We start from the raw sequence: 18,358 nt of genomic DNA on the forward strand, positions 1-18,358 counted from the left end.
GACATATTATTGATTAAAAATAGACAGACCAGATCTGATACAAAACACGAGGGATCCGTTAATTAATTTATGACTGTAAAAAAACAACGTCCTACATTACAAAACATAGCAGATCAAGTAGGTGTTACCAAAATGACGGTAAGCCGATATCTACGCGATCCCGATAAAGTATCAAAAGCGATCGGAGTAAGAATAGCAAAAGCAGTTGAAGAGTTAGGGTACGTACCAAATAGAGCCCCCGATATACTTTCAAAATCAAAAAGCTATTCCATAGGCGTCCTACTTCCATCTCTAACGAACCAAGTATTTGATAAAGTTTTGCGCGGTATAGAAGCCGTTATTGAACCTCTCGGCTACCAAGCAATGTTAGCTCACTATGGTTACAGTAAAAGCGCTGAAGAAAAACGCATAGAGACGTTACTTTCATACAATGTAGACGGAATAATTCTTTCTGAAAGTTATCACACTGAACGTTCAATAAAAATGCTTGAGGCAACGGGTACCCCCGTTGTTGAAATCATGGATTCGGCATCCCCACCACTCCAACAAGCGGTAGGGTTTGATAACTTTGCTGCTAGTGTCACTATCACCAAATTAATACTGGCAAAAGGCAGAAAAAATATCGCTTACCTTGCTGCTCGTATGGATGAGAGAACTAAGCAAAAAATCAGTGGCTTTGAACAGACAATTAGAGAAGTAGGTTTAACACCAACAATTATCAGCACCAAACAAGCCTCCTCTTATTCCGTTGGCTCAGAGCTATTTCGACGAGCAAGAGAGAAGAACCCATTAATTGATGGCATATACTGCACCAATGATGACTTAGCAATAGGTGCACTATTCGAGTGCCTAAAACAGGGCATTCGTGTACCAGAAGATATGTCCATTGTCGGGTTTCACGGTCACAATATTGCCTCAGTAGTGTCACCGACTCTAGCGACGGTTATAACCCCTAGGGAAGACATTGGTAAAATAGCGGCAGAACAATTGCTAAAAAGAATCCTAAACCCAGGGGACCCCATTACCGAGCCCGTCATTGAACTAGAAACAGAAATATTTTTGGGTGAAAGCCTCTAATTTTATACCCTATAACATCGATCTAAAAAGAGCGCCGATAGGCGCTCTTAATCTACTTCAACGTAAAGAGGAATGGGTTACTTTCCCTCTATAAGATTATTACCATTTATAGCAATCTTACGTGGTTTCATTGCTTCAGGAATTTCACGTTCTAAGTCAACGTGAAGTAGACCGTTTTCCATCGTCGCTCCGACTACTTTTACATAATCAGCCAACTGGAACTTGCGCTCAAAGTCGCGCTCTGCAATACCTTGGTATACATATTTTTTCTCTTCTTCATCTTTACGCTCTCCGCGAACAATAAGCATATTTTCTTTTTGAGTAATATCGAGTTGTTCGTCAGCAAATCCCGCTACTGCCATAGTAATACGGTACTTATTTTCGTCTTGTTGTTCAATATTATACGGAGGGTAACCGTTAGAAGCGTTTTTAGTAGCACCGGCTTCCATCAAGTCAAACAAACGGTCAAAGCCAATAGCGTTGCGGTAAAGTGGTGCGAAATCTACAGTTCTCATAATTCTATCCTCATAATAAGCAATAGCCTTAAATACACTCATTTAAGGAGTATCTAAGGGGTTAGAACAAAACATTCCTTCTGGACATGTCCGTCTAATTTGCAAAGTTAAATTGTGTGCTCTCCATTCTGGACGAGCAATGTAGAGACCCTATCGGCGTCTCTTCATAACTATATATGAGTGCTAAAAATTGGGTTTCAAGGGCAAAAGGTAATCATTTCACATTCCATGGTAACTATATTTCTGAACCGTTAATTTTCCAGGTGGGTCTAAATCAGTTTTAATAGGTAGCCATACAAAAAAACACTGCCTCTCGACAGTGTTTTCTTTACATTAAGTAATCAAAAATGACGTTTAAATACTACACGTCGAGGTTGGCTACTTTCAATGCGTTATCTTCAATGAAATTACGACGAGGTTCAACTTGATCACCCATTAGCGTTGTGAATAATTGATCCGCGCCAACAGCATCTTCAATCTTCACCTGCAACATACGACGAGTATCTGGATCCATTGTCGTTTCCCAAAGTTGATCTGGGTTCATTTCACCTAGACCTTTGTATCGCTGTAAGCTTAAACCACGACGAGACTCTTTTTTCAGCCATTCAAGCGCTTCGGCAAAGCTTTCTATCTGTAGAGTACGCTCTCCACGCTTGATGTAAGCACCTTCTTCAATTAATCCGTCTAGAGCCTCTGATAGAGACGCTAACTTATCATATTCTTTCGTAGCAAGTAGGTCTAAACCAATAACGTATTCATGCGTTACACCATGCGTACGAATAACAATTTTCGCTAAAGAAACATTTAACTCTTCATGCCTTTCAACTTCTAAGCGATATTGACTTGCACCAACTTCTTTTGCTTTCAGCTGTTCAACGAAATGTTTACCCCACGCCTCAACTTCAGCAGCATCTTGACACATATCAACAGTAAGACGAGGAACATAGGCTAATTCATGTACCAAAGCATAAGGATAACGGCGAGTCATTCGATCCACCAACTTCATGCCAGCATTATACTGTTGAACAAGCTTTTCAAGCGCTTCGCCAATAATAGCGGGTGCATTAGCATTAACATGCAATTCTGCATTATCCAGTGCAAGTGACACCTGGTATTGGTCCATTGCATCTTCATCTTTGATGTACTGTTCTTGCTTGCCTTTCTTCACTTTATATAGCGGCGGCTGAGCAATATAGATATAGCCACGCTCAATAAGCTCAGGCATTTGGCGATAGAAAAAGGTTAGCAGTAAGGTACGAATGTGAGAACCATCGACATCCGCATCCGTCATGATAATGATGTTGTGATAACGCAGTTTATCCGGGTTATATTCATCACGACCAATACCACAACCAAGAGCCGTTATAAGAGTAGCAACTTCTTGTGAAGAGAGCATCTTATCGAAACGTGCTTTTTCAACGTTAAGAATCTTACCTTTTAGAGGAAGAATAGCTTGGTTTTTACGATTACGTCCCTGCTTGGCTGAACCGCCAGCAGAGTCCCCTTCCACAATATATAGTTCAGAGAGAGCAGGATCTTTTTCCTGACAATCAGCAAGCTTACCGGGAAGACCAGCCAAATCTAAAGCGCCTTTACGGCGAGTCATCTCACGCGCTTTACGTGCAGCATCACGAGCACGAGCGGCATCAATAATTTTACCACAGACGATTTTCGCTTCACCTGGGTTTTCAATTAGGTATTCAGATAGCTTTTCACCCATCACTGATTCAACAGCCGATTTAACTTCGGATGACACTAGTTTTTCTTTTGTTTGGCTAGAAAACTTAGGATCTGGCACTTTCACCGAGATAATAGCAGTCAAACCTTCACGAGCGTCGTCACCAGATGTAGACGTTTTTGCTTTTTTAGAAAAACCTTCTTTATCCATAAAACTATTCAATGTACGCGTTAACGCCGCACGGAATCCAGCTAAGTGAGCGCCACCATCTTTTTGTGGAATATTGTTGGTAAAACAGAATACATTTTCCTGATAACCATCATTCCACTGCATCGCCACTTCAACCGTAATACCATCATCGCGTTCAGTCTCGAAATGGAACACCTTTTGAATAATTGGTGTTTTATTGGTATTCAGGTAATCAACAAACGCTTTAGTACCACCTTCATAACAGAAGTGGTCCATTTTATCTTCTTCACGCTCATCAATAAGCTTAATTGATACACCGGAATTCAAGAAAGAAAGCTCTCTTAGGCGCTTCGCTAAAATCTCATAGTGAAACTTAACGTTAGTAAACGTTTCTTCACTTGGCCAGAAACGGATTACAGTACCTGTTTTTTCAGTCTGTCCTGTAACTGCAAGTGGTGCTTGAGGTACACCATGGCGATAGGTTTGCTTATGAATTTCACCCTGACGATTAATAGTTATATCTACTTGCTTAGAGAGTGCGTTTACAACGGATACACCAACACCATGCAAACCACCAGATACTTTATATGAGTTGTCATCAAACTTACCACCAGCATGCAGGACTGTCATAATAACTTCTGCAGCAGAGACACCTTCTTCTTCATGTATCTCTGTTGGTATTCCACGGCCATCATCACTTACCGAGACAGAGTTATCTTCATGAATAATAATTATGATATCACTACAATGTCCAGCCAACGCTTCATCGATGGAGTTGTCCACAACTTCAAAAACCATGTGATGGAGACCGGTTCCGTCATCCGTGTCGCCAATGTACATTCCCGGACGCTTACGTACCGCATCCAATCCTTTCAGTACTTTAATACTCGATGAATCGTAATTTTCTGCCATGAGTTACTCTCTATTAGGGCTATCAGCCCGCTTATCAATACACTCTATTTTGCCATGTTCCACATGAAACATCCTGCCATTTTCGTCATACATATCTTCGATTTGGCTGGCGGTAATAGAACTTACAAAAACTTGTGCCTTCGTCTGCTTTAAACACGTTGCTAAACGTTCGCGACGTTGGCTATCTAATTCAGAAGCAAAATCATCTATTAAATAGATGCATTGCTTACCAGTCATTTGAGTCAAATGTTGTCCCTGAGCGACTCTCAGTGCACACACCATCAATTTCAATTGACCTCGGGATAACACATCTTCAACTGGTGTGTTATTTACTTTTATGCGTAAATCAGCTTTGTTTGGGCCACTAAACGTATACCCAAGCAACTGATCTCTTTCGAAGTTTTTTTCAAGGATATCGGCGTAGGACGTATCTTTTTCCCACCCACGATAATACTTCAATTTGATATCAAATTCTGGCAAAAAACCACTACAGATTACTTCTGCCACACATTTTAACTCATCAATATAGGCATTTCGCCACTTATCAATATTTTCAGCAAGTTGAACCAGTTCTTGATCCCAATAACTCAGTTCTTTGTAGCTCTTTGCCGACTTCAGAAGCGCATTTCTTTGCTTAGTTAAACGTTTTAATCTTCCCCATGCATCATAGAAACCTGATTCGGTATGAAAAACACCCCAATCAATGAATGCCCTACGATGCTTCGGGCCATCAGTCAGTAACTCGAACCCTTCCGGATGAATTAGTTGTAAAGGCAATACTTGTGCAAGCTGGGCAAGTTTTTGTCCAGATTGACCGCCTATTTTAACCTCTGTTGTTCCATCGCGCTGCTTATTTATACCGACTGGTAGCTCAAAATTGTCAGAATCCAATTCTTGACCATGATTAAGTCGACCATGAATAAACAGCTCACTACATTCATTTTGAATCACTCTACCTGTCAATGCGCTTTTAAATGATCGTCCATGACCAAGCATATAAATCGCTTCAAGAAGACTCGTCTTACCGCTTCCGTTTAACCCAATAATAAAATTAAAGCCTGCCGATAGGTCAATATCACAAGCTTCGATATTTCTAAATTGTTTAATAACCAAACGAGTTAAAGGCATCTATTTACAATATTCAATTATAAACGAATTGGCATAACCACATACATAGCACTGTCATCATCCGCATTTTCTACCAAAGCACTCGCATTCGCGTCAGACATAGATATTCTCACTTTGTCGCAACGCAGCGTACCTAAAACATCCAACACATAACTAACATTGAAGCCTATTTCTAAATCCTCACCCTGGAAGTTCACATCCAGTAGCTCTTCTGCTTCTTCTTGTTCTGGGTTGTTAGCGGTAATACGCATTTCATTACCATACAGGTTAACTCTCACACCACGAAACTTCTCATTCGATAAAATAGCAGCACGGGAAAATGCTTGGCGTAGTACTTCACATCCAGCCTCTAATGTTTTGGTCGTGCTCTGTGGCATAACACGTCGGTAATCGGGAAAACGACCATCAACTAACTTTGATGTAAAGGTGAAATTATTTACATCTGCCCGAATATTTGATTGACCTATCTGCAGCGTTACTGGGCTTTCTGGTGTATCCAATAGACGAACAAGTTCTTGAATACCTTTACGCGGTACAATAACTTGTTGTGACGTAAATTCAGCATTAAGTGCAGTTTGAGAAACCGCCATTCTATGTCCATCTGTTGCGACTGAACGCAGTGTAGAACCATCAATTTCAAACAACATACCGTTGAGATAATAACGGACATCTTGGTTCGCCATTGAAAATTGTGTTTTTTCAATCAATGAGCGAAGTTCACTTTGTAGAAGCGTGATTTCCACTTCACTTTGCCAATCTTCAATATTTGGAAAGTCTGACGCAGGTAATGTCGCAAGAGAAAAACGACTTCGTCCAGACCGGACCTGAATTCGGTCACCATCTAAAACAACGGTAATCACAGCATCATCTGGTAATCCGCGCCAAATATCTAAAAACTTACGCGAGGGAACGGTAATACTGCCCGCTTCAAAATCCCCTTCCAGAGCAATACGTGCAACTAATTCAACTTCCAAATCAGTCGCTGTCATTAACAACGTATTATCTTCTACCTTAAGAAGTATATTACCTAAAATAGGTAACGTAGGTCGCCCACCTAGTGCACCGGAAACTTGCTGTAATGGCTTTATAAGGTGATTACGTTCAATAGTAAATTTCATAACTGTCTCTTTTCTATACCAACCGTGCCTCTTACGAAGAAAGCGTACGAATTAAGTTTGAGTAGTCTTCTTTTATGTCGTGACTCTCTTCGCGTAATTGCTGTATTTTACGACAAGCGTGTAATACGGTCGTATGATCACGTCCACCAAAGGCGTCACCAATCTCAGGTAAGCTGTGATTAGTCAACTCTTTAGCCAGTGCCATAGCTAATTGGCGAGGCCTTGCAACTGAACGTGAACGACGCTTAGATAGCAAATCAGCCATTTTAATTTTGTAATATTCAGCCACTGTTTTTTGGATATTATCGATAGTAACTAACTTCTCTTGCAGTGCAAGTAGATCACGCAATGCTTCGCGAACGAAATCGATAGTAATTGGGCGGCCAGTAAAGTTTGCGTTAGCGATAACACGATTGAGTGCACCTTCTAACTCACGAACATTTGAACGTAGACGTTTTGCGATAAAAAATGCAACTTCATCGGCTAAATGAATTTGATGATCCTCTGCTTTCTTCATTAAGATAGCAACACGAGTTTCTAGCTCGGGAGGTTCGATAGCTACCGTTAATCCCCAGCCGAATCGAGATTTCAAGCGATCTTCTACCCCATTAATCTCTTTCGGATAACGGTCAGAAGTAAGGATTATTTGCTGATTACCTTCCAATAATGCATTAAAGGTGTGGAAGAATTCTTCCTGAGAACGCTCTTTGTTAGCAAAAAATTGAATATCATCAATTAGTAGTGCGTCAACACTACGGTAATAGCGCTTAAATTCTTCGATAGCATTATTTTGCAGCGCTTTTACCATATCTTGGACAAATCGCTCTGAATGCATATAAACGACTTTCGCATTTGGCTTGTTATCCACAATTGCATTTCCAACAGCATGCAATAAGTGCGTTTTACCTAAACCGGTTCCACCATATAAAAACAATGGATTGTATGCGGCACCTGGATTACCAGCAACCTGACGAGCGGCAGCCAAACCTAATTGATTCGATTTACCCTCAACAAAATTATTAAAATTATGTTTTGGGTTAACATTAGAACGATGATTAATTTCCACCAACTCAGATTCATCATCCCATGTTTTATGCACAGGCCTGCGCGCTTGAAGTTGCGCAGGAGCTGAAGACTCGGCTGCGACATCTGCTTTTGATTTTCTAGATATAGGGGGTGAAGAAACAGAGATTCTCTTACTTCCCACCTCAAACCTAAGATTTGGGATGTCAGAACCACAAAACTCTTTAAGAAGACGATTGATATTATTTAGATATCTATCACGTACCCAATCTAAAACGAACCGGTTAGGTGCAAATAGAGTCAGCGTATTTTCATTAAGTTCTGCTTCCAGTGGTCTTAACCACATACTGAATTCTGTTGCCGATAACTCGTCTTGTAGTTGTTGCAGACACTGTAACCATAGCGAAGATGACACTGTGACCCCACTATTATTTTTATGAGTTGGAAAAGGACGGCAATTTTACTCCTTGTAAGGGAAGATCACCAGTAAATGATCGCAGATCCAGTGAATAAGATCGAAGTTATTCACATTCATTAATTTTATATACCGTGGATCCACATATTTATCCCCAAATTAATCCACATAACCATCCATAATATAAGATCTTTTCAGGTTATCCCCAACATTCACAAGAAGATCAATTCTTGGGGACAAATCACTTGGTTATTTCTAATAACATCTGGTTATTTTATTTATAACTCACTTTACCAGTAACATTCATCCTATCAAACATCGAGGATTTTATAGAATGAAACACTGGCTAAGAAACTTATTCACAATTTTTGCCCTAACCACATCATTTATTCAGGTAGCTTATGCTTCAACTGATGTAAAGGTTGGTATGTCTGGACGTTATTTCCCATTTACCTTTGTAAAACTAGATAAGCTTCAAGGTTTTGAAGTGGATTTGTGGGATGAGATTGGTCGTAGAAACGATTATAACGTTGAATATGTTACTGCAAGCTTTTCTGGTCTCTTTGGTCTACTAGAAACCGGACGTATCGATACTATCTCTAACCAAATAACCATTACCGACGTACGTAAAGCCAAATATCTGTTTGCTGACCCTTACGTTATTGATGGAGCACAAATAGCGGTTCGTAAAGGTAGAGATGATATTCAAGGTATCGAAGATCTGGAAGGAAAAACCGTTGCAGTGAATTTAGGTTCTAACTTTGAACAACTTCTACGTGATTATGATAAAGATAACAAAATCAATATTAAAACTTACGACACCGCTATTGAACATGACGTTGCTTTGGGCCGTGCTGATGCATTTGTAATGGATAGACTTTCTGTGCTTGAAGTTATTAAAAAGACTGGTTTACCTTTACAGTTAGCAGGTCAACCTTTCGAAACGATTGAGAATGCTTGGCCGTTTGTTAAAAATGAGAAAGGCACAAAACTTCAAGCGGAAGTAAACAAGGCATTAATTGACATGCGCGCAGATGGCACTCTTGAGAAAATATCTCTTAAGTGGTTTGACGCTGACATTACCAAAAAATAGAAATCGCTATTTAACACCAGTTAGGGATACTTAATGTCTTTCGATTTTAACTACATGCTTGAACTGCTACCTATTCTTTTTAGGTACCTAGGTACAACAATGGAGATGGCTATATGGGGTTTATTCTTTTCTTTAATACTCTCTATCATCATAGCTAATATTCGAGTATTTAAGATTCCTGTACTGGATCAGTTAAGTCAGCTATATATAAGTTTTTTCCGCGGAACACCTCTGTTAGTACAGCTTTTTTTGCTTTATTACGGGTTGCCCCAGGTTTTTCCTATCTTGGTTGGAATCGATGCTTTTACCGCTTCTATTATAGGCCTAACGTTACATTTCTCAGCTTATATGGCTGAAACTATACGTGCGGCCATTATTGGTATCGATAGAAGTCAAATGGAAGCAAGCCTCTCAGTTGGTATGACGACTAGCCAATCAATGCGAAGGATTATTCTGCCTCAAGCTACTCGTGTCGCTTTGCCATCTCTAATGAACTACTTCATCGATATGATCAAATCAACTTCATTGGCATTCACTTTGGGGGTTGCTGAGATTATGGCTAAAGCGCAGATGGAAGCATCGTCTAGCTTTCGTTTCTTTGAGGCATTTTTAGCTGTCGCTCTTATCTATTGGGGAGTGGTGATAATTCTTACCCGCGTCCAAATTTGGGCTGAATTTAAACTCAATAAGGCATACCAAAGATGATCAAGCTGGACAATATCCATAAGAAATTTGGTTCTTCATCAATACTGTCTGGAATTGATATAGAGATAAAGCAAGGTGAGATCATTGTTGTAATTGGTTCTAGCGGTACCGGTAAGTCAACGCTGCTGCGATGTGTTAATTTCTTAGAACATGCCGACAAGGGCAAGATCACTATCGATGATGTCTCTGTCGATGTTGAGAAGTATACAAAAGCAGAAATCGTTGCACTACGTAAAAAAACAGGCTTTGTTTTTCAAAACTATGCATTGTTTGCACACCTAACAGCAAAACAAAATATAGCTGAGGGTTTGATTACTGTTCGGGGTTGGAATAAAGAACAAGCATACAATCGATCGCTGCAGATTCTTAGTGATATTGGTTTAGGTGATAAAGCAGAAAGTTATCCCGCTTCACTTTCTGGTGGTCAACAGCAACGTGTAGGGATAGGCAGAGCAATGGCCCTTCAGCCTGAATTGTTGTTATTTGATGAACCAACCTCCGCACTTGATCCTGAGTTAGTTGGAGAAGTTCTCAGCTTAATGAAGCAGTTAGCAACCAAACACCAAACTATGCTGGTGGTCACCCATGAGATGCAATTCGCCAAAGAAGTCGCCGACAGAGTAATATTCATGGCAGAAGGGAAGATTGTTGAACAAGGTTCTCCACATGATATCTTTGGTAATCCACAAGATGTTAGGTTGAAGAAGTTTTTAAGAAACGTCGGGATCCAATAAAGATCCTTGAGATTTAACTCACACTACGTATAATCCGTCGACCGGAATAAAATAGCTTTTAAAGCTTAACAGTTATTGACTCTTGAAGAGCCAGTGATTACAATTCCGCCTCTTTGTTGAGAGGCGTCGAATATTTAGTTCCACGCCGGGTTTAACAAGAACCTATAAACTACTGATCAGTAAAGGTATTATCATGAAACGCACATTTCAACCTTCAGTTCTTAAGCGCAAGCGCTCTCACGGTTTCCGTGCACGCATGTCAACTAAGAACGGTCGCAAAACAATTAATGCACGTCGTGCTAAAGGCCGTGCGCGCCTTTCAAAATAATTCGCGATTATTTTGAATACGTACGCGTTCAATCGGGAGTTACGTTTGTTAACTCCCGAGCATTATAAAAATGTATTTCAGCAGGCACATCGTGCAGGCTCCCCCCATTTCACTATTATAGCTCGTGACAATTCTCTTTCTCATCCTCGCTTAGGTTTAGCCGTTCCCAAAAAGCAGATAAAAACCGCTGTTGGTCGTAATCGCTTTAAACGTCTTACCAGAGAGAGTTTTAGAACCAATCAACACCAACTTCCAAATAAAGATTTTGTTGTCATCGCGAAAAAGAGCGCTCAGGACTTGAGCAGTGAAGAAATGTTTAAACTATTAGATAAATTATGGCATCGCCTTTCTCGCCCTTCTCGTGGTTAGCTATCGGCTTGATTTATATATATAAGTGGACAATTAGCCCGCTTATTGGCCCACGCTGCCGTTTTACACCAACGTGCTCTACCTATGCTCTTGAAGCAATAAAGATGCACGGTTTTGTAAAAGGTTGTTGGTTATCTGGCAAACGTCTATTAAAATGTCACCCTTTGAATGAAGGGGGTTTCGACCCCGTTCCACCGACCCAAGATAAAGACAGAGACAATTAACGATGGATTCTCAACGTAATATTCTGCTTATCGCTCTGGCACTGGTTTCTTTTTTGCTATATCAACAATGGCAAGTTGAAAAGAACCCACAAGCACCACAGCGAGTAGAACAGGCACAAAATAACGGTACTTTACCTGCACCATCAATTGCTAGTGAACTTGACCCTGCTCCTCAACAAGGCTCATCTGCAAAACTCATTACAGTGACAACTGACGTATTAACTCTGTCAATTGATACCTTTGGTGGTGATGTTGTTTCTGCAAAACTAAACAAATATGCTGAAACAGAAGATTCTGTAGAACGATTTGTTATTCTTAAAGATGATGTTGATCATACATACATCGCTCAAAGCGGCTTAGTGGGTCCACAAGGAATAGATTTAAGCAGCGCAAGTCGCCCTACTTATTCTTCATCCACGGACTCTTATGTGCTTGCTGATGGCCAAGAAGAAATAAAGGTTCCTCTTACTTATTCTGTTAACGGTATTACCTACGTTAAGACGTTTGTATTGAAGCGTGGTCAATATGATATCGATGTTAACTTCAATATTGATAACCAGTCTGGCACCAATGCAACTGTGGGTATGTATGCACACCTACGTCAAAACGTTATGGATGATGGTGGCAGCTTAACAATGCCAACATACCGTGGTGGTGCTTATTCTAGCCAAGATACTCGCTACAAGAAGTATAGCTTTGACGACATGCAAGATCGTAACCTTTCAATTAATCTGACTGATGGCCAAGGTTATGCTGCAATGCTGCAGCACTATTTTGCGACAGCGTGGGTTCCTCGTGAGGCTCCAGGTTCAAGCCTTTATACTCGCGTTATTGGCAACCTTGGTGATATTGGCGTTCGTATGCCAAATAAAACGATTGCGACTGGAGATAAAGCTCAATTTGAAGCAACGCTTTGGATTGGACCAAAACTTCAAAAAGAAATGGCAGCCGTTGCACCAAATCTCGATCTCGTTGTTGATTATGGTTGGTTGTGGTTTATCGCTAAGCCTCTTCACTGGCTGCTATCTATGATTCAAGGTGTTGTTGTAAACTGGGGTCTATCTATTATGATTCTAACTTTCGTTGTTCGTGGTGCTATGTACCCGTTAACGAAAGCGCAATACACATCTATGGCTAAGATGCGTATGCTCCAACCTAAGTTGGCAGCAATGCGTGAGCGCATCGGTGATGACCGCCAGCGAATGAGTCAAGAAATGATGGAACTCTATAAGAAAGAGAAAGTAAACCCACTTGGTGGTTGTTTACCTATCTTCCTACAGATGCCTATCTTCATCTCTCTGTACTGGTCATTAATGGAATCAGTTGAGCTTCGTCATTCTCCATTCTTCTTATGGATTACTGACCTTTCAGCTCAAGACCCATATTACATCCTACCTATATTGATGGGTGGTAGTATGTTCATGATTCAGAAGATGAGTCCAACGACTGTAACGGATCCAATGCAGCAGAAGATCATGACGTTTATGCCGATCATGTTTACAGGTTTCTTCCTGTTCTTCCCTTCAGGTCTCGTTCTTTACTGGTTAGTCTCGAACGTCGTAACTCTTATCCAACAGTCTCTAATCTATAGAAACTTGGAAAAGAAAGGCTTACATTCTAAGTAATAATAATTTAATTATTAAGAAAGGCGGCCTAAAGGTCGCCTTTTTGTTTTTAGCTGATTACAATTTACCCATTCGAATCCTGATTAACTGAGTTACATCTTGGTTCAGGACGCTGTGAATACTTCCCTGTAAGCTTGTCTGCTGCATCCATCTAGTAGACATTTGATAAAAGAAGTCACCCAGTCAACTCATTTTGTTCTTTGTACCAAGTAGGAAAAACTATGACCACAGACACTATTGTCGCTCAAGCTACTGCGCCCGGACGTGGTGGTGTTGGTATTATTAGGGTATCAGGGCCTAAAGCTTCTCAAGTGGCACTAGAGGTTACCGGCAAGAAACTAAAACCTCGTTATGCGGAATATATTTCCTTCAAATCAGAAAATGACCTTGAGTTAGACCAAGGTATTGCTCTCTATTTTCCAAACCCTAACTCATTTACGGGTGAAGATGTTCTCGAACTACAAGGGCATGGTGGTCCAGTCGTCATGGATATGCTTATCAAGCGTATTCTAAAAATAGACGGCATGCGTCCTGCTCGTCCTGGTGAGTTCTCTGAACGTGCTTTTATGAACGACAAAATGGACTTAACTCAAGCAGAAGCCATTGCAGATCTCATTGATGCAAGTTCAGAGGAAGCGGCAAAATCTGCACTTCAATCTCTGCAAGGACAATTTTCTAAGAGAATAAATACACTGGTTGATTCTCTAATCCATTTAAGAATTTACGTTGAAGCCGCTATCGACTTCCCCGAAGAAGAAATTGACTTCCTCGCTGATGGAAAAGTAAGTACTGACTTACATCGGATAATAGATAATTTGGAAGCAGTAAAGTTAGAAGCCAATCAAGGTTCTATTATGCGTGAGGGTATGAAGGTGGTTATTGCTGGCAGACCAAACGCTGGTAAATCAAGCCTCCTAAATGCACTTTCAGGTAAAGAGTCTGCCATTGTCACTGATATAGCTGGTACAACACGAGATGTATTAAGAGAACATATTCACATTGATGGTATGCCGTTGCATATTATTGATACCGCGGGCCTAAGGGTTGCATCTGATGAAGTAGAACGGATCGGTATAAACAGAGCATGGCAGGAGATATCTCAAGCAGATAGAGTTTTATTTATGGTAGATGGAACGACTACCGATGCCACAGACCCTAAAGAAATATGGCCTGATTTTATTGATCGTCTACCCGACAACATTGGAATGACAGTCATTCGAAACAAAGCAGATCAAACTGACGAAGTGCTCGGTATCTGTCATGTTAACGATCCAACACTTATCCGCTTATCAGCCAAAACAGGTGAAGGGATTAGCTCTCTTCGAACCCACTTAAAAGAATGTATGGGCTTCACTGGGAATAATGAAGGTGGATTTATGGCTCGCAGACGTCACTTAGAGGCGCTAAATAAAGCCTCAGAGCACTTAAATATAGGTCAAGAGCAGCTGGAAGGTTATATGGCAGGAGAAATTCTTGCTGAAGAACTTAGAATTACTCAACAGTATCTTAATGAAATTACAGGTGAATTTAGTTCAGATGATCTTTTAGGACGCATTTTTTCATCATTTTGTATTGGTAAATAGTTGTTCAATACAAACATAAAATACAGGCATCACGTTTAAGTGGTGTCTGCTCTACCCAAAATCAATCAGATGGCCATTCAAAGTAAATCCTCACTTAGTGCATTCTTTTAACTACCCTTCATTTTTCAAATTCAAATTGATTAGTTGCTAACTTCATTGAATACTAAACACATTACAGGTGCATTTTTAGAAAGGTATTTGACAATGATCCATATAATAACAGGCAGTACTTTAGGTGGCGCTGAGTACGTTGGTGACCACATAAGTGATCTTTTACAGCAAAAAGGGAAAGAAACGACGATCCACAATATCCCTACAATTGACGATATAACTAACGAAGGGACATGGTTAATTGTCACTTCTACTCATGGTGCTGGCGACTACCCAGAAAATATCCAACCTTTTATCAACAACCTGCTCACGGCACCACCTCGAATGAACGCAGTGAAATTTGTGGTTATTGCGATTGGCGACTCGAGCTATGACACCTTTTGTGCAGCAGGAAAACATGCATTCTCTTTACTCGTCGATATAGGTGCAACCCCTATTGCAGATTGCTTTACCATCGATATACTTGATCATCAGATTCCAGAGGAACCGGCAGAAGAGTGGTTAACCTCAATTATTAATCAATTATAATCAATACATAAAGTGGATCGATGATAGTCCACTTTATACCCTCATGTGGATAACTTATCCCTATAAACATAAAACAAACTAGACAACAACAGAACAAGGATTGTGGATAACTAGCTCTAATTCCGGTGATTAAGCTATAGTTATCCAAATAATAACTTTATTTTTATCTATCCAATGTTGATAACTACCTATTTTGATCCCAGCTAATCCTCCGTTAGATCAAAGCAAGATCACAAGATATGATCGTCATAACTACTATGATCTTGTTGATCATTTTTGAGTTACTAACAGGATCATGCTTCCTTAATAATAGATCCAATAGAAAGATCTCTATATAGATCCTATATATATTCTATATTTATGATCCCTTTAAAATAACATTAAATACATTTTATCAACTTCACAAAAAAGGTAGAATGACGCTCTTTTTTCATTCACGTTTTAATTTGAAATACCTTAAGGTCGATCCATGCTTTATCATGAACAATTTGACGTCATCGTTATTGGTGGCGGACATGCTGGAACGGAAGCCGCACTCGCATCTGCTAGAACAGGTAGAAAAACACTTCTGCTAACACATAATATTGATACGTTAGGTCAAATGTCTTGTAATCCTGCTATTGGTGGAATTGGCAAAGGACATTTAGTCAAAGAAGTTGATGCCTTAGGTGGGCTAATGGCCCAAGCGATAGATGAAGCAGGAATTCAATTTAGAACACTGAATGCTTCAAAAGGCCCTGCAGTTAGAGCCACTCGTGCTCAAGCAGATAGGGCAATTTATAAAGCCTTTGTAAGAAAAACGTTAGAGAACACACCAAATCTAACCCTTTTTCAACAACCTGCGGATGATCTTATTGTTGAAAAAGATCAGGTGGTTGGTGTTGTCACTCAAATGGGCCTTAAAATACGCTCTAAATCGGTCGTGTTGACGGTTGGTACCTTTCTTGGTGGAAAGATCCATATAGGAATGGAAAGTTCCTCTGGAGGTCGTGCAGGCGATCCTCCTTCAATTGCTCTGGCCGACAGATTACGTGAATTACCACTACGAGTTGATCGACTAAAAACAGGAACACCACCACGTATTGATGCTAATAGTGTTGATTTCTCAGTGTTGGAAGTTCAACACGGCGATAACCCAACACCGGTGTTCTCATTTTTAGGTAATCGTAGCCAACACCCAAGACAAATCCCTTGCTATATCACTCATACAAACGAGAAAACCCATAGTATTATTCGAGCTAATTTGGATAGAAGTCCAATGTATGCTGGTGTCATTGAAGGGATAGGGCCTCGTTATTGCCCTTCCATTGAAGATAAAGTAATGCGTTTTGCGGATAAAAATAGTCATCAGATTTTTGTCGAACCAGAAGGCCTAAATACAACAGAATTGTATCCCAATGGTATTTCTACTAGTTTACCGTTTGACGTACAGGTTCAGATTGTTCATTCGATGAAAGGCTTTGAAAATGCACATATTGTTCGCCCAGGCTATGCCATAGAATACGATTTCTTTGATCCAAGAGATCTTAAACAGACCTATGAAAACAAGTATATTAAAGGGCTATTTTTTGCTGGGCAGATAAATGGTACAACGGGCTATGAAGAAGCTGCTGCTCAAGGGTTAATGGCTGGTTTGAATGCCAGTTTATACACCCAAGGGAAAGAGGGGTGGAATCCACGTCGTGATGAAGCTTATATGGGTGTACTTATTGATGATTTATCAACAATGGGAACCAAAGAACCTTACAGAATGTTTACCTCTCGCGCTGAATATAGATTGTTACTTCGTGAAGACAATGCTGACTTGCGATTGACTGAGAAAGGCCGCGAATTAGGATTGGTTGATGACGAGCGTTGGGCTCGATTTAACCAAAAAGTAGATAATTTGGAAACGGAACGCCAACGGTTGAAAGATATTTGGGTTAATCCTAAATCGGAAGGGGTTGATAAACTCAATGTTGTGCTAAAAACACCTTTGACAAAAGAAGCTAGCGGAGAAGACTTATTACGTCGTCCAGAAATTACTTATAAGCAACTTACTGAGCTAGATATGTTTGCTCCTGCTTTAGAAGATCAGCAAGCGTCTGAACAGGTTGAAATTCAAGTAAAATATGAAGGGTATATTCAACGTCAAAAAGATGAAATAGCAAAATCGTTGCGTCATGAAAATACAAAATTACCCGTTGATACCGATTACAAAAATGTTCAAGGTCTGTCTAATGAAGTTGTCGCTAAACTGAATGAAGCGAAACCTGAATCAATAGGTATAGCATCAAGAATTTCAGGTATTACTCCGGCTGCAATTTCAATCTTGCTCGTTTACTTAAAGAAGCAAGGCATGCTTAAGAAAGGGGAAGAGTAATTGATTAGTCTAGATAATAAATTAGATCTTCTTATAGACAAAACCGATCTTGTTGTGAGTGAACAACAAAGAAGTCAACTTGTCAGATATGTTGAGATGTTAGATAAATGGAATAAAGCTTATAACTTAACATCTGTTCGTGATCCGATGGATATGTTGGTTAAACATATTCTTGATAGCATTATGGTCAGTCCGCATTTACATGGTAATCGATTGATCGATGTTGGAACTGGACCTGGTTTGCCTGGCATTCCTTTGGCTATAATGAATCCGGAAAAAGAGTTTCATCTTCTGGATAGCTTAGGAAAACGTATACGATTTATTAAACAAGTGACCCATGAATTGGATATAAAAAATGTTACTACAATTCAAAGTCGAGTAGAACAATTTCAGCCTGAGGACAAGTTTGATATTGTTTTGAGTCGTGCATTTGCTTCTATGAGCGATATGGTTAATTGGTGTCATCATTTGCCTAAACCAGAAACAGGTCAATTTTTGGCGCTAAAAGGGCAGCTTTCGCAAGATGAGATTGAACAGTTACCAGAATGGTGTAATGTGATCGAAGTCAAAGCTTTAAATATTCCTGAGCTAGAAGGTGAGAGACATCTTGTAACCTTAGCCAAGATGAAAGAGTAGAGAGG

Annotated in this window: 17 protein-coding genes; 12 read left to right on the top strand and 5 right to left on the bottom strand. The window is 40.1% G+C overall.

Annotation, left to right across the window (positions count from 1 at the left end):
- The first annotated feature begins 69 nt into the window (after positions 1–69).
- Positions 70–1,077: a gluconate operon transcriptional repressor GntR gene (gntR, locus tag AACW90_RS20710; protein ID WP_390238387.1), complete on the top strand. Its 1,008-nt coding sequence runs from the start codon at positions 70–72 to the stop codon at positions 1,075–1,077.
- Positions 1,078–1,154: 77 nt separating this feature from the next.
- On the opposite strand, the gene AACW90_RS20715 is transcribed toward gntR, so the two are convergent.
- From AACW90_RS20715 to dnaA, 5 genes are all read right to left on the bottom strand, one after another.
- Positions 1,155–1,592 carry an Hsp20 family protein gene (locus tag AACW90_RS20715; protein ID WP_390238390.1) on the bottom strand — a complete coding sequence of 146 codons (438 nt, stop codon included), beginning with the start codon at positions 1,590–1,592 and terminating at the stop codon, positions 1,155–1,157.
- A 361-nt stretch (positions 1,593–1,953) separates the two neighbouring features.
- Entirely contained in the window at positions 1,954–4,371 is a 2,418-nt protein-coding gene (gyrB, locus tag AACW90_RS20720; protein ID WP_347999358.1) for a DNA topoisomerase (ATP-hydrolyzing) subunit B, read from the bottom strand.
- A gap of 3 nt (positions 4,372–4,374) precedes the next feature.
- Positions 4,375–5,499: a DNA replication/repair protein RecF gene (gene recF, locus AACW90_RS20725; RefSeq protein ID WP_275135207.1), complete on the bottom strand. Its 1,125-nt coding sequence runs from the start codon at positions 5,497–5,499 to the stop codon at positions 4,375–4,377.
- Positions 5,500–5,516: 17 nt separating this feature from the next.
- Positions 5,517–6,617, bottom strand: coding sequence for a DNA polymerase III subunit beta (gene dnaN, locus AACW90_RS20730; protein WP_195704753.1), 1,101 nt, complete (start codon positions 6,615–6,617; stop codon positions 5,517–5,519).
- 31 nt (positions 6,618–6,648) lie between these two features.
- Positions 6,649–8,055, bottom strand: coding sequence for a chromosomal replication initiator protein DnaA (gene dnaA, locus AACW90_RS20735; RefSeq protein WP_390238396.1), 1,407 nt, complete (start codon positions 8,053–8,055; stop codon positions 6,649–6,651).
- Positions 8,056–8,389: 334 nt separating this feature from the next.
- Between dnaA and AACW90_RS20740 the strand changes: the two genes are divergently transcribed.
- The 11 genes from AACW90_RS20740 (at position 8,390) to rsmG (ending at position 18,353) form a co-directional block, all read left to right on the top strand.
- Positions 8,390–9,148 (top strand): amino acid ABC transporter substrate-binding protein, encoded by a 759-nt coding sequence (locus AACW90_RS20740; RefSeq protein WP_390238398.1) that lies wholly within the window; start codon positions 8,390–8,392, stop codon positions 9,146–9,148.
- A gap of 33 nt (positions 9,149–9,181) precedes the next feature.
- Entirely contained in the window at positions 9,182–9,853 is a 672-nt protein-coding gene (locus tag AACW90_RS20745) for an amino acid ABC transporter permease (protein WP_195704750.1), read from the top strand.
- Positions 9,850–10,587: an amino acid ABC transporter ATP-binding protein gene (locus AACW90_RS20750; protein WP_390238401.1), complete on the top strand. Its 738-nt coding sequence runs from the start codon at positions 9,850–9,852 to the stop codon at positions 10,585–10,587. The genes AACW90_RS20745 and AACW90_RS20750 overlap by 4 nt, the downstream gene beginning before the upstream one ends.
- 193 nt (positions 10,588–10,780) lie before the next feature.
- Positions 10,781–10,915 (top strand): 50S ribosomal protein L34, encoded by a 135-nt coding sequence (gene rpmH, locus AACW90_RS20755; protein WP_195704748.1) that lies wholly within the window; start codon positions 10,781–10,783, stop codon positions 10,913–10,915.
- Between the two features lie 45 nt (positions 10,916–10,960).
- Positions 10,961–11,284, top strand: coding sequence for a ribonuclease P protein component (rnpA, locus tag AACW90_RS20760; protein WP_229638074.1), 324 nt, complete (start codon positions 10,961–10,963; stop codon positions 11,282–11,284).
- A complete protein-coding gene (yidD, locus tag AACW90_RS20765; RefSeq protein WP_195704746.1) occupies positions 11,251–11,508 on the top strand; it encodes a membrane protein insertion efficiency factor YidD in 258 nt (85 codons plus the stop codon). Before rnpA ends, yidD begins: the two co-directional genes overlap by 34 nt.
- Positions 11,509–11,510: 2 nt before the next feature.
- Positions 11,511–13,133, top strand: a complete 1,623-nt coding sequence (gene yidC, locus AACW90_RS20770; protein ID WP_390238406.1) for a membrane protein insertase YidC — start codon at positions 11,511–11,513, stop codon at positions 13,131–13,133.
- Between the two features lie 221 nt (positions 13,134–13,354).
- The gene (mnmE, locus tag AACW90_RS20775) at positions 13,355–14,716 is read left to right on the top strand and encodes a tRNA uridine-5-carboxymethylaminomethyl(34) synthesis GTPase MnmE (protein WP_390238409.1); all 1,362 of its coding nucleotides are present in this window, start codon (positions 13,355–13,357) and stop codon (positions 14,714–14,716) included.
- A 204-nt stretch (positions 14,717–14,920) separates the two neighbouring features.
- Complete coding sequence (mioC, locus tag AACW90_RS20780) at positions 14,921–15,355, top strand: FMN-binding protein MioC (protein WP_390238412.1); 435 nt, start codon at positions 14,921–14,923, stop codon at positions 15,353–15,355.
- A gap of 469 nt (positions 15,356–15,824) precedes the next feature.
- The gene (mnmG, locus tag AACW90_RS20785) at positions 15,825–17,717 is read left to right on the top strand and encodes a tRNA uridine-5-carboxymethylaminomethyl(34) synthesis enzyme MnmG (RefSeq protein ID WP_390238416.1); all 1,893 of its coding nucleotides are present in this window, start codon (positions 15,825–15,827) and stop codon (positions 17,715–17,717) included.
- Positions 17,718–18,353: a 16S rRNA (guanine(527)-N(7))-methyltransferase RsmG gene (gene rsmG / locus AACW90_RS20790; RefSeq protein WP_390238418.1), complete on the top strand. Its 636-nt coding sequence runs from the start codon at positions 17,718–17,720 to the stop codon at positions 18,351–18,353. It abuts the gene before it with no gap.
- Positions 18,354–18,358: the final 5 nt, after the last annotated feature.

The sequence above is a fragment of the Vibrio frigidus genome (assembly GCF_042465995.1).
GTDB lineage: Bacteria > Pseudomonadota > Gammaproteobacteria > Enterobacterales > Vibrionaceae > Vibrio.